Source organism: Clostridium beijerinckii HUN142, from assembly GCF_000621745.1.
Lineage (GTDB): Bacteria > Bacillota > Clostridia > Clostridiales > Clostridiaceae > Clostridium > Clostridium beijerinckii_A.
Genome location: NZ_JHXK01000005.1, coordinates 151138 through 164992 on the forward strand (window position 1 = coordinate 151138; position 13855 = coordinate 164992).

The window sequence follows — 13855 nt, forward strand, 5'->3', positions numbered from 1 at the left end:
CCCCATTTTATATATCAGTTGCCTTTACCGAATTTCTCCACTCTTCTTTTCACTTCTTTAGTAAGAGCATCTTCATATGCCTTTACATCTGCTTGAGTTGTAAGCGTAGTTTGATATTGGTTCCAAGTAGAATCGAATTCATTTGGCTTAACCATGATAACCTTAGGAAGCCATTGCTTTTTGATGTCGTCCATCTTTTGCATTGCCATTTGTTCTGGCTGATCAGCCGACCATGTGCTACATGCTGAGTAAATTGGATACCAAGGTTCATTTTCTTCTGGAACCTGATTAAGGAACTCTGTCCAATTCTTAAAGCCATATGCATTTAAAACCTTTTTATCTGAATCTGTTAATGTTGCTTCAAATTCAGTCTGCTGTTGCTCTGGTAATATAGTATTAATTCCATCATCTAAATAACCTGCTGTATATTGAGGTAGATATGTGTACATACACATGTTAGCATTTACCCAATCTTGGTTTCTTGCGTTTTCTCTTTGCTCATCTGTTCTATAGAATAAACCTTTATCATCCACTTTATAATCCTTGTCTTTTTCTCCCCAGTATCTCAATGTTAGAACATCTGGAGATAATAAATCATTAATAGCCTTTAATGCACCATCTACATCTTTACAGCTTTTTGAAATTCCTATACCTCCACCTGCGTTAAATGCTGGCTTAGCTCTATATTGAGCCTTAACATTAGGATCTATTGTTAAACCTAATGGAACCCAAGTTCTCTCATCTAAGTGTTGTTGTTTTAATGAATTTTCTGCAGTTAAGAACTCCCAATGCTGATCTACCATTCCAAGAACTCTGCCTGTAGAAAGTTTCGATGTATATTGATCATAAGATGCTGTAAATGTTTCCTGATCTATAATTCCTTTATTATATTCATCATTTAATTTTTTGAAGTATTTTTGTGCTTCCGGAATTGTATTATAATTCTTAGCTGTCAATGTAGACTTATCTATAATAGCCTTTCCATCATTAGGATACCCTGCTAAAAATTGAGGTGGGTTTTCCAAACAGAAATATCTCCAATCATCACTTAGAACTTCAAATCCTATGGTTGGTTGTCCATTTACTTGTGGATTTGCAGCTTTATATTTCTCGATTAAATCAAAATATTGGTCTATTGTTGTGATCTTAGGATAGTTGGCCCATTCTAATACTGCTTTTTGAATCCAAAACGCTTCATCATTATGTTGCACTTGTGTATCTTTATTTCGAATCTGTCCAAATTGTTGTATAAAATAAATATGTCCATCTTCTTTTCTTAATTTTTCCCACTGGGTAGATGTTAAAAAGTTTTTAATATTAGGATACTTATCAATTTTATCTTCCAATGGAATGAGCGCACCAGCATCTACTAATGCTTGTGTTCCATCTCCTCCATCTATAATATCCGGATACTCACCGCCCGCAATCATTACTCCAATTCTTTCTTTAGCCGTTTGACCAGTAAGCCATTGCTCATTTATTTTTGCTCCAATCTTTTCAGCTATAACATTTTTAAGTCTGTTATTATCAGGAATTTCTTTTCCTGCTGTTGCAAAAAAGGCTGAAAATTCTTTTATTTTCCCATCACCTGATGCACTTGTTTCTTGGCTGCTACCACCACAACCTGTGAGTAAGCTCACGGCTAAAGTTCCTGCTAAAAGCATACTTACAATTAACTTGCTCTTTCTCATTTATTTTCCCCCTATTTTTATTTTAGTTAAACATTTAATTCCTTGTAAACGTTTCTTCTTACAATGTAAAGTTTATCATCATTATATTTAGTCAACAACCTAACAAACTATATAAAAAATACCAAAAATTATAGATTCTAAATTTGTGAAAAATCAACTTATTACTTTAGCAAAAATAATCAATATATATATCATTCTAATCCTTTTTTGTATTTATTGTAAATTTAAGAAAATTTTCCAATCTCTTAACTTTTAATATAGATTCTCTTCGTTCTTGAAATACTCCCTTATTAGAAATTTCATTAGATTGCTTGGTTGTTCCTTTACAAATTCAACTTTATCGCCAAATACCATTCCATACGGTTCCTTAGGTGTGTATCTTTCCCAACGCGGCATTTCCTCTCCAGTGGAATCTTTACCATTTGGATCTCCATAACTTATGAAGTTAGCCCAATAATTACACATTTGACGAGCAAGATCATAATGCTTGCCAATAAACGGTCGCCAACATTTAGCAAGTGTCTCAAAAAAGAACCAAAGATCTACAGAGTGAAATGTTCCCGGGTTATCCCAACCTGGTATTTCTGCATCAAAATTATAATAATACAAAGGCGTGTTCGCTTTTGTATCAGCATTTGACTGTCCAATAATACGAATAGCATATTCGATACTTCTTACTGAAGCTTTTTTGCGTATTTCATCAATGTCGCCTAACTGAGCTTGACAAAGTTCAATATACTCATCTGCATCATCTCCAAACATTTCAATAGCCATATGCTTAAATTCATCAATATTTCTAACCTTTGGAACGTTAAGAAACTCAGAAGAAGTATGACCTAAAAGTACTGGCACCATTAAACGTTTATTTTGAAGAAAAAGGTTAAATGCATCTCCTACACAAAATACATTATCCTCAACAGTTCCCCAGTATTTCTTATATTCAAGTGATTTATCACGAATATATTCTGCATCGAGCCTACGTGCTTCAGCAAGTGATGAAACTCCTAAAAATCGAAAAAATTTTATTCCTTCTTGTTCAGCTTGTACTAAGTTATGCTTTTCTAAAGGCAACGGATTTCCTTCATAAAGCGTAGTAATAATACCACTTTGAATAATAGCCTTCTGACAAAGACATTCATTTTGAGGTGAAGTAAGTTGATTTAATACACTTCCACCTCCAGCGGACTGTCCTCCAATTGTAATATTATTAGGATCACCACCGAAAGCTTCAATATTCCGTTTAACCCATAATGTGCCTGCTTGCTGATCTAGATTTCCGAAATTAGCTGGAGTATCTGGAGCTTCTGCTGTTATTTCAGGATGACATAAAAAACCAAAAACGTTCAGACGATAGTTGATCGTTACAACCACAATGCCCCTACGAGCAATACGCTCACCATCAAATTCCATCTCAGCTGTATTTCCAAACTGAAGTACTCCTCCAAAGTACCATACAAACACAGGTAATTTCTCATTAGTACTACATGCTGGAGTTCATACGTTTAGGTATAGGCAATCCTCATCCATAGGTATGTCTGGATCCACAGCCCATTCCCTTGTATATATATTCTTCTCAGCTATAACTGTTTTTGCCTGCATTGATATTGGTGCAAATTTAAATGCTTTTAAAACACCGTTCCAATTCTTTGCAGCCTGAGGAGCACGCCACCGATTCTCACCTACTGGAGGTGCAGCAAATGGAATACCTTTAAAACTTGTTATACGTGGATCAGCTGCTGGCAATCCCTCTATAGTACCATTTTCAACTTTTACTGTCCTTAACATACTTAACTACTCCCTTTATTAATATAAATTGAATATTATTCAAAATTAAAAATATAAACTATCAATATGAATTAAGTACCATTCTAACAATACTTGGTTCTAAGCATTCCTTCCTTTTCCCAAAAGATAAACGGATAAAATTATATGCGCCATTGTTCCATACATTAAAATCATGTACACCTCCTTCTATAAGTATTTGATAATAATTGTCCAGATTATTTCCCACAGTCTCTATAATATCTTCAATCGCTTTTTCATAGCCTTCTTGACTTGCTATTTCGTCTGCATCGCCACAAGTAATATAAAGTAAGTTCATCCTGTAGCTACATAATGCTATACTGGAACCAAGAACCTTACCGCTGCTAGATGTAGGAGCATTTGAAAAAGCACCAACGTAAGTGAACAAATCCTCCATCCCTTTCGCTAACACAGTCTTATCAAGCCCATTGCTCCATCCCCCGTTTGTCCCTGTATGTGTTTTGGAATCGCATCTATATCCTCCAATAATCAAGTTTAAAGATTGCATTCCCCCCATGGATAAACCAGCAATGGCTCTATGAATTCGATTATATTTAATTCCTTCAGATGAAGTATCTTTTATATCTGCATACACATTATAATTGGATTCTATAAACGGAATCAGATCATATCTTAGTTCATAATCGAAATAATAAAAACCAAGCATATTAGTTCCCTCTACGTTAAATGAATTATCTCTCCAGTCATGTGCACTTCTCCCCTCTGGAAATACGACAATCAAAGGATCGATATCACCATTTGCAATAAGATTATCCAATATGTTACATATAATAAAATTTCCTTGATCATTACCGCTTCCATTTAGCCATTCGTAACGATTTCCACCAACTCCATGAAGTAAATATAATACATTATATCTAGTATCCTTATCATATTTGTTGTACCCTGCTGGCAAATACACGTTACATTTCTTTATAATCTCTGCTCCACTAATCGTTTCTCTTCCTGCTTCTTGAAAACTAATTTCTTGATTTGTCACCAGTTGTCGTGACTTATTTATATAATTTCTCACACTATATGACACTTCAACAATATTACCCTGAATATCCTCACTAGCTGCTTTTTTATATTCATTAGGTACAGCTGTCACTTCAATATTATTCATAGCTTATTCTTAATCCTTTCTCTTTAAATATAATTTATTGTTAACATATAATTTGTCATTAAAAAACATTCTTCTATTCAACTTTAATAACAATACATTATACTTCATTACATAAATGATATATTGAATTCACTTACACTACTAATAGATATCCGTAAATTAATTTAAGTATATATTTTCCTTCCTTTCTCATCCTCTATTCCAGACATTCTATAGAAATACGTATTGATTTGGTCTCTCCAATCTCTTGCACTATCTAACTGTATATAAAGACGTTCAATAACCTGATTGTATATATTTCCATCTATAATCCCCTCCAACTCCTTCCACTTCTCAATAAACTTCTCTACTTCTTCAAAACCTTCAAAATGAGTATCATAAATATGTTGTATTACAGTTTTTCCCGATGTCAACACATGCATATATGGAACATGGTGGAAAAATAGCAATAATTCATCTGGGCAAGTTTCTAAATTATTATATATATTCTTAAGAGGTTCATTATATTGGCTCGTATAACCTGTTCCATCTTCTAAGGTACGATCAATTCCTATACCCTTGCAATCTGACCTATGATATGTTCCCCAAAGAGAAAACTCATAACCATCTACATCTGGGCCATAGTGATTCCCTGGTGATACCATCCATCCGATTCCTAATGGCGACGTATATTTTTCATAAGTTTCCCATGACTTCATCAGTATATAGCACACATTTTTCATAACTAGCGTATTGTCTCCTAATGTAAGTTGAATCCATTCTTGTACTATTTCTTCACAACTGATATCACTATTCCAAGCAAGACGTCCATACCCATATAAATTAGCTTGTGCCAGAAAATGTCCTGTCCAATTTTCATCATTTCCTACATTGACTATTGCTGCAATCCCCTTAATTCTTTTAGCAACACTATTTTCATTTGCATTGTCACTATTCGCATACGTTTGAGTGCCTAACACCTGTTTCCACCAAGGGATTAGGAAGCACACATGTTTTTGTTGACCCGTGTATTCTTGCGTTATTTGGAACTCCATTAATTTATTAGTTTTATCCATTGCTCCAAATAGTGGCGATACAGGCTCTCTAACTTGAAAATCCATTGGACCGTTTTTAATTTGCAAATATACGTTATCTAAAAATTGTCCATCTAATGGTGTAAAGCAGTCATACGCAGCCTTAGCTCTATCAATTGTGTTATCTCTCCAATCCTGTTTGCAGTTATATACAAAACATCTCCATATTAATAGTCCTCCATACGGTGCTAAGGCACTTGCAAGCATATTTGCACCCTCTGCATGATTACGTCCATAAGTAAAAGGTCCTGGCCTTCCTTCTGAATCGGCTTTTACCATAAAACCTCCTAAGTTGGGAATTATGCTGTATACAAATTGAACTTTCTTCTTCCACCATTCCCCTACGTTTTTGTCTAGTGGATCTGAAGTTTTCAAGTCTCCAATGGTAATTGGTGCAGCAAAATTTATGCTAATGTAAGTTTTTATACCCCATCTGCCTAATATCTCACTTATTACTTTAACAATGTTTATTTTATTATCTATAAGATATGTTTCTTCTCTATGGACATTTGTATTATTAATAACTACTCCGTTGATACCAATTGAAGAGAGTATCCTTGCATAATCATTAATTCTTCCTAAATCATCTGCTTCCTTATAATCATCATTAAATGCTTTCCTCAGAGTCTCGTTAGTCGCTGTGATGCCTCCTATTACTTCCATTATTTCTTTCATAATATTCTTATTTCTGCAGCTTTCAAATAAAATTGAACCACCTGCGAAACCACGTTCAATAGTTCCATCAATGTTATCCCAGTTATTTATCAGCCTTATAGCATTCTTTGGGTTATCTATTACTTCTATCTTCTCAATCTCCTTATTTTGCCCAAAAAGACGTAATAAAGCAAATACTCCATAAAGAATTCCATTATCATCTTTAGCCGAAATAGTAATCCTATGTTTTTTCTGAGAAAGAATTTCATGCTTTATTTTATACCCTTCAATAGCTAACCTTTCATCATCTGATTTTTCTAATTTTATATATTTATCCCCGCAAGCTTCTTCCTTTTCGTATATCTTCTGCTCCTCATTTATATCGTGAATTTGTTCAAATGCGTTCTTCAATTCGCATAGTGCAGATTCTACAATTTGACTTCTATAAGAAATCACAATATTTTCAAGATACTCTTTATAGTTGTTGTTTTTAATTTCTCTGTGGCTCAGCCAACAAGAATACATCTTACTATTTTTATTTACCATGTTAATTAATCTCCTTTATATATTTGTTTTGAGAATTAGTGATGTTCAAACTGAAGGTTTGCTATAAAGTTTAGTTAATTATTTAATAATATACAACGTTTTCACTACAATATTAAGGCTTCATGGAAAGAATTTAAACATGTATAATTATAGTATTTATACAAAAAATTATAGAATCTAAATATTTCCTATTTTCTTGCTTTCACACTTAATAATATCCAATGCTATGCTTAATTAACAAGAAACTACTTATAGAGTTGTGGACAAAATTTATCCTTCTAAAACTAAGCAATATTACTTTATTGCAATAAAAATAATCAGATAAGAATATTCTTATCTGATTATTTACACATTTTAATACAACTAATTTTCTTCAAAAATACAATAATTATTTTTACCTTTACTTTTTGCTAGATATACCGCCTTGTCCGCATTTGTAAAAAGTTCCTTAAAACTCTTACCATGCTCGGGATATTTTGCTATTCCTATACTTCCAGAAACTTTTTGACTTAAAAATTCCTCAGTATGATTACTTTTAAAACCATTCATTAGAGCTTTTGCTTTTTCAATTAATAACTCTTCTGATGTAATATTTTTAAGAAATATTATAAATTCATCTCCACCTATTCGTCCTACAATAGAATCTTCTTTGAATGTTTCTGAAAACATTAATGAAATATCAGTCAAAACAAAATCTCCCGCTAGATGACCTAGGTTATCATTTACAGCTTTAAAATTATCAAGATCTACAACAAATAACGCTCCACTATCGTCCTCTTTAGCATTTTTCATATATTCTTCAATCATATTTTGTGCTGTTCCTTTATTGTATAGGCTAGTTAAACTATCTCTTTGTGCCTTAAATAAAAGTTTTTCATTCTCTCTCTTTTCCTCATCAATATCAATAATTATCCCTATAGCTTTAAATATGTCTCCATTTTCATCAAACATAGCAGTTATTCTTATTTTGCACCAAATATATTCATTAGTATTTTTCTTTATTCTAATTTCAGCTTCTTTATATGCATCCCCATATATAATATCATTAAGCAATTTTCCAAAATTCTTTATATCATCATTATAAATATAATCTGTTTTATATATAGCCTCACTAATATTATTTACAACTGATTTATAGCTAAACTTATTTTCCCAATTTCCAGAAAAATAAACAGTATCTTTTGGGATATTCCATTCAAAAATTGCATCTTCTGTCTGAGACATGATTATACGATAACGTTCCTCACTAATTCTAAGCTCTTCCTGAGTTATTTTTGATTCAGTTGTATTTATTACTACGCTGTAACTAAATAATTTACCATCGCTATTTTTTACTATTTGACCATTATCCAATAGCCATACAATAACTCCATCACTCCTTTTAACCCTATATTCAACCGTATACTTACCATACTTACTTATTTGTTCTTTCCTATCCCTCATTACTCTTTCTCTATCAGCTTCGCAGATTAAATCAATTAATTTTTTACGTCTTTGGTTTTCAGTAAATTCATCTTCTTTATAACCTAAAATACTTAGACATCCACTACTTACAAAATCCAAAATATATTCTCCATTTTCTATTTTACACGTATAGACTCCTCCTGGTATATTGGATGTTAGGGATTGTAACCTTCTATTTTTTTCTTCTATATATTTTTTATTTTTTTCTATAGTGTCTATCAACTCGTTAAATGCTGTAGCTATTTCTCCAAATTCATTCTCCTTGTTATATATAAATCTATCATCCATATTTCCTTGTTTTATTTTTCTAATTACCTCTAATAGTTTATATATTGGTTTAGAAAAATAATTAACTATAAATAAATATGAAGCTGTTATTAACAATGAAATAATTATAAAAAATGTCACAGTATTCTTTATAGTTCTATCAGTTGGGGTCTTAAATTCTGCTAATTCAATTGCACTTAATACTACCCATCCAGTATTACTAATCATTGAATAATATCCTATCTTTTCAGTATTATTAATTTTATATTCGATTATTCCATTTGGTGTACTATCAAAATCTATTTTTTCCCACTGCTCGTACAAATTATTAGCACTATTTATCTTTTTTATATTTTCTTTTATATCCTTACTAGTTCCCGCTGCAACAACGCCATTCTCATCCATTATTAGTAGTCTCCCAGTATCAAAAAACTAACATCGTTTACAAGTTTTTCAAAATAATTCATATTTATTATATTGGCTATAAAACCTTGGTATTTACCTTCTAAAAATATAGGATTTGCAATTATTGCACTTTTAGCTCCATTGTTAAAGCCTTCTCTTTCTATAATATTTGTTACAATGACTTCATTTTGCTTGAGCTTATCCACTTCATTATTAGAAATCATAGCTTTTTTATTTATGTATTCGCTGCTATCACATGCAATAATTACACCCTCCTTATCAACAAGTACCTCTCTGCTTAAAAAGAATCGTTCTTGCTTTCTACCAGCTAAGATCTCATTTAAAATCTGTATATCATGCCTTTTATTCTCCGCATCTTTTTTATTATTTGATGCAATTAATAATTCCTTGACCATTGGTATGTTTGTATCATTATTAAGATTATTAATATTCTCATCAAAAAAAGCTTTTAAATGTATAGCTTGATCTTTAGAAAAGGTTTCTACATTCTGCTTAGTTAATTCTAAGTTTCTAGCATTAAAATTTGAAATACATATGCTTGTCGAAATAATTGCAGGAATTATTCCCCATAATATAGAGAAAACTATAAACTTTCTTCTTATATTCATTTTTCACCTCATTAATATATCATTAATAGACAAATTATATATTAATTTTATCAGATTTTATAATTATTTTATATATATTATATTAATTATTATGTTTTTTTATAGTTATAGTCAAATTAATATCAATATTTTATTTTTTTACCATTTAATCATTACTTTCCAATATTCCATATCTGAATATTGCAACTTAAGCTATTGCTCTGTAATAAAAAAATAATGCACAACCTATAACTGCATGATTAGAGATATTTTGGGGTTAATAAACCTTGAGTACAATCAAAGTTTATTTGCCTTATTCCTAATCATTCAATATAAGTTATGCATTTCATATATTCAAACTTTAAAATATATTGTCTTCTATTCTACAATTACACCACTATTATTCATTTTCTTCTTTAACACAAATATATAGTCATTAGTCTCTAATGTATTTATTAATTGTAGTTGCTCCTTCTTCATTTGCATGATAATAAACTCTTAAGTTCCCTGACTCATCCATGTCAAATCTTTTTTCTTCTAAAAGTCCATTAGCTTCTGCTGTCATTAGCGCTGAAATCACAGCGTCTCTTTTAAGGGCTTTAAATTTACCGTACTCACCTTTTAAAGCTTCAATAACGTCTTCTGCACAAGCTTCAGATACTTTCGTAAAGTATTTTAAAATAGCATAATTAAGTGGTTTCATACTATTTTACCTCCTTTTTTCTGAATAAATCTAATGGATTCATTGCAATTACTAAGATACCAGCTATCATTAGTACTGCTGCCCCCCAAGCGATTGGAGGTAATGACCAACCATCTATTCCAAAGATTACACCAAGTAATATCCAACAGCAGAATGGTCCCCAGAATGAATATGTACCATTGCAAGCCATACCAAGTGCAGCACCACACATACTATTACCTTTATACCATGTCATAAATGAAATAAAAGCGCAAAGACCACTTGCAGCAAACCAAATCATAGCAGAACCACTTGTAAATGCTTGAGCCACAAGTTCTGTTGAAATATTAACTCCGCCCGCTATCATTCCTAAAATAGGAATAAAGATAATTAGGTTTGAAATGCCTGCTGTTACCTGACGAATGGTAATACCTATCTCTGAGTCAATCATAGATGTACCATAACCCGCTACACAACCTTCAAATCCCCATCCAAGAGCCGCAATGAAAGCAATGCAAATTCCTAGTAGCATACCTTTTGGTGCATCACCCGTAATACTCGTACTTCCAATCATAAAGCTGGCACAAACGCAAATAACAATACCTAATATCATACGTTTATTTAATTCCTGCTTGAATAAAATTCTACCTAAAATAGCACCAATAGCCGGACAAAGAGCAGTAATCGGAATAACTATTGAACCTGCCATCTGAAGTCCAATAACATAAGCCGTACTAGCAATAGGTCCTCCTATAAGAGCTGCCAACATCATTACACGGCCTGGAGTAGTATTAATACATCTTAAGAAATCTCCAAACTTACCTTTAATAATTGCATAAGTCACTGCCCATACAGCACTGCAAATATCATTTACGGCACTTCCAAGTGCCCCTAGTAAGTACGTAATAACAAAAGCGGATAAACCAGCTGAGTTTACTCCAGTCCAATCCCCCCAAACTCCTTTAGTCATGCCCAAAGTTAAAAATGCTGAATAAAATCCATACATGAGACCTGAAAATAAAGCTATCGTAATACCCTTTTTAAAAAATTGTGCTGATAATTTCTTTTTTGCAATAACCGCGGCTTCATTAACTGTGGTATTTTGTATAATATTTTGCATCAAAAGTCTCCCCCTTAAAATATAAGTCCGTATTAGTTATAATTTTTATGTTTTCTACCTTGCAATAATTTTCTTAAACTAAATTATTTCTTTACTATATAATAAACAAAATGAATATATATTAAACTCATTTCTGCCTTAATCTTTCTAGTTCATTTTGTGAACAACATTATATTATCATTGTTCACCGTTCAAATCAACACGTTCATAGAAAAATATTATAAATTCTCGTAAAAATTTCAAACTAATTCATTCTAGTTCATATTTAAAGGATTAATAATAAAAAAGTAGCAGGCAACTATGATTAAGTTCCGTATTGTGCTTCGCACTCTTTTCATATGTGTAGATTTTTTTCAATCATCTGCTTTTTCCAACGAATTCAAAAAAATTAGTCAGGCGAATAGATTATTTTTTATTTTTTGGGTTCTTTCAAGCCTAATGGAGTAGCCTGTTATATAATTCATCCACATACTTAGCCGCATTATAATTTCCCAAATAATAAAAAATCATGCCTTTGAAAGAGCTATATCTTAGACACTTTACATGTCCATTTTCAATAACACTCGCAAATGCATGATCCTAACTCAAGAGTTCTATAATAAATACTCTTCTCTTAATACCTTATTCAATTCCTAATTATCTTTTAATTTTGAATTTTACAAGCAATTTATTTGCTAGTTCAAAAAACACTTGATCTTTAGTAATTATAAGTATTACACCATATATTAATCCACATGCTAATACCTCTATTAAGCACCCAAGAAGTATGTTATGTATAACAATCTTTATTCCAAACGTTACAGGAATGAATATTAAAGAATAGTAGAAATACTTTATATTTTCATAAGCAAATAAATGTATATCTAATTTTATAACTTTCTTAACCATCCTATATTCTAAACATATTACAATAAGATTTGCTAGAAGAGTCGTACTTATAGCAGTAACCATGTTAAATGTTCCTGTTAAAAATAATATTGCATTAAAAATCAAATTAAGTATTCCTCCAGCTAATACTAACATAGCATCATACTTTTCTTTTCCATGAAGATATATTATTTGATTCGCTATTACTCCTTCAACTCCAACACTTAACATATGAATTGAAAACACAACCATAACTGGAACCGCTGCTAAAAATTCTGGCCCTCCAAAAATATATATAGCCTCTTTAGAAAGACATAAAAGACCTATAGATGCCGGAAATAAAATTAAAAAATATATCTTTATAACCCTTTTTAGTAAGACTAAATACTCCCCTTTAGATTCATTTCCCAAGTAGTTAGAAAGCCTTGGCATAGTAACTTGGATAACTGTTAGTAGTAATGTGCTTACTATAGTAGTTACCCTTTGAGCCATATAATAATAACCAACATCCGTAGTTCCACCAATACTGTCTTTTAGCATGATCTTATCAAGCTGAGTATATAAAACTCCTGTATTAGAAAGAATTACAACGTAAAGCATAGGTTTCAAATGTCTAAGAAACTCAAGATTAGAAAAATCGAACCTTACTTTTCTTTTTACGTATACGAAACTTATTATATTATTTATAAAATTGAAGCCTATAACTAAGTATAAATAAAACAGATAGTCTTCTTGTCTTCTAACAAATAGTAAAATCAGCGCAGAATATACGATTCTAACTATCATTGTTTTAATAGCAATGAAATCATAATTTTCTAATGCTTCATTAACCCATTCCACATAAAAAAGATTGAATACCAAATTAAAGCCCATAACTATACATGTATAAAAATATGGTTCATTCTTGTAAAAAATAGCTACAAATATCATGTACGCAGCTGAAGCTAGAATATTGGTAACACTCGCAAAAAGAAATAAACTTGTAAATGTTTGCCTAAGTTTAGCTCTATCATCACGCACTTTACTTATTTCTCTTAGCCCATATTGGTAAATTCCAAAGCTTGCAAATATTAAAAAATATGCAGTTAGAGAATCTCCATATCCCATATAACCATATAATTCTTTTCCTACTGATCTAGTAACTAATGGAATTACCAAAATTGGCAAAATTATGTTAAATAAGTTAAGCATCGCCTTGAATATAGCATTTTTCGAAATAGATTTAGCCATTTGTTTACCCTCCATAAATATATTCTAATTAGCAATGCACATTTCATGACTTTTAGGTACCTTATGGTAAAATCAGAAATCATTTTATTAAAATGCACAGTTCCAATTGGAACTTATTTGTACTTAACAAGTTCTTGGTTGCGCTTCGCGCTTTTTTTATATGTGTATATTTTTCACTTTTTCAATTGTACATTCTACTTTATTCCTTGTCAATTCACATGTAAATTCCACGGAAAACGTTGAAATTTTATGGACTTTTCTCTTACTATGGATTATAATGAAACTAACGATTGTTAGTTTGAAATTTCAAAATAGTATT

8 protein-coding genes and 1 pseudogene are annotated in these 13855 nt (G+C 31.4%); all 9 read right to left on the reverse strand.

Annotated elements, in window-relative coordinates:
* Positions 1-14: 14 nt before the first annotated feature.
* The 9 genes and pseudogenes from T483_RS0100665 to T483_RS0100700 all read right to left on the reverse strand — a co-directional run bounded on the left by T483_RS0100665 (position 15) and on the right by T483_RS0100700 (position 13536).
* Positions 15-1691 carry a sugar ABC transporter substrate-binding protein gene (locus tag T483_RS0100665; protein WP_026885070.1) on the reverse strand — a complete coding sequence of 559 codons (1677 nt, stop codon included), beginning with the start codon at positions 1689-1691 and terminating at the stop codon, positions 15-17.
* Between the two features lie 252 nt (positions 1692-1943).
* Positions 1944-3476: pseudogene (locus tag T483_RS28590) on the reverse strand (carboxylesterase/lipase family protein).
* 61 nt (positions 3477-3537) lie between these two features.
* Positions 3538-4620: an alpha/beta hydrolase gene (locus T483_RS0100675; protein ID WP_026885071.1), complete on the reverse strand. Its 1083-nt coding sequence runs from the start codon at positions 4618-4620 to the stop codon at positions 3538-3540.
* Positions 4621-4784: 164 nt separating this feature from the next.
* Positions 4785-6893: an alpha-glucuronidase family glycosyl hydrolase gene (locus T483_RS0100680; protein WP_026885072.1), complete on the reverse strand. Its 2109-nt coding sequence runs from the start codon at positions 6891-6893 to the stop codon at positions 4785-4787.
* A 363-nt stretch (positions 6894-7256) separates the two neighbouring features.
* Positions 7257-9029, reverse strand: coding sequence for a diguanylate cyclase (locus T483_RS28595; RefSeq protein ID WP_242841779.1), 1773 nt, complete (start codon positions 9027-9029; stop codon positions 7257-7259).
* Positions 9030-9031: 2 nt separating this feature from the next.
* Positions 9032-9658 (reverse strand): hypothetical protein, encoded by a 627-nt coding sequence (locus tag T483_RS31990; protein ID WP_242841780.1) that lies wholly within the window; start codon positions 9656-9658, stop codon positions 9032-9034.
* Positions 9659-10073: 415 nt separating this feature from the next.
* Positions 10074-10340, reverse strand: coding sequence for a hypothetical protein (locus tag T483_RS0100690; RefSeq protein WP_026885073.1), 267 nt, complete (start codon positions 10338-10340; stop codon positions 10074-10076).
* 1 nt (position 10341) lies between these two features.
* A complete protein-coding gene (locus T483_RS0100695; RefSeq protein WP_026885074.1) occupies positions 10342-11439 on the reverse strand; it encodes a membrane protein in 1098 nt (365 codons plus the stop codon).
* A gap of 636 nt (positions 11440-12075) precedes the next feature.
* Positions 12076-13536 carry an oligosaccharide flippase family protein gene (locus T483_RS0100700; protein WP_026885075.1) on the reverse strand — a complete coding sequence of 487 codons (1461 nt, stop codon included), beginning with the start codon at positions 13534-13536 and terminating at the stop codon, positions 12076-12078.
* Positions 13537-13855 lie beyond the last annotated feature (319 nt).

Bases quoted from the DNA above. Each gene is read 5' to 3' on its own strand.
- T483_RS0100690 (WP_026885073.1), bottom strand. From the start codon at position 10,340: ATGAAACCACTTAATTATGCTATTTTAAAATACTTTACGAAAGTATCT.
- T483_RS31990 (WP_242841780.1), bottom strand. From the start codon at position 9,658: ATGAATATAAGAAGAAAGTTTATAGTTTTCTCTATATTATGGGGAATA.
- T483_RS28595 (WP_242841779.1), bottom strand. From the start codon at position 9,029: ATGGATGAGAATGGCGTTGTTGCAGCGGGAACTAGTAAGGATATAAAA.
- T483_RS0100680 (WP_026885072.1), bottom strand. From the start codon at position 6,893: ATGGTAAATAAAAATAGTAAGATGTATTCTTGTTGGCTGAGCCACAGA.
- T483_RS0100665 (WP_026885070.1), bottom strand. From the start codon at position 1,691: ATGAGAAAGAGCAAGTTAATTGTAAGTATGCTTTTAGCAGGAACTTTA.
- T483_RS0100675 (WP_026885071.1), bottom strand. From the start codon at position 4,620: ATGAATAATATTGAAGTGACAGCTGTACCTAATGAATATAAAAAAGCA.
- T483_RS0100700 (WP_026885075.1), bottom strand. From the start codon at position 13,536: ATGGCTAAATCTATTTCGAAAAATGCTATATTCAAGGCGATGCTTAAC.
- T483_RS0100695 (WP_026885074.1), bottom strand. From the start codon at position 11,439: ATGCAAAATATTATACAAAATACCACAGTTAATGAAGCCGCGGTTATT.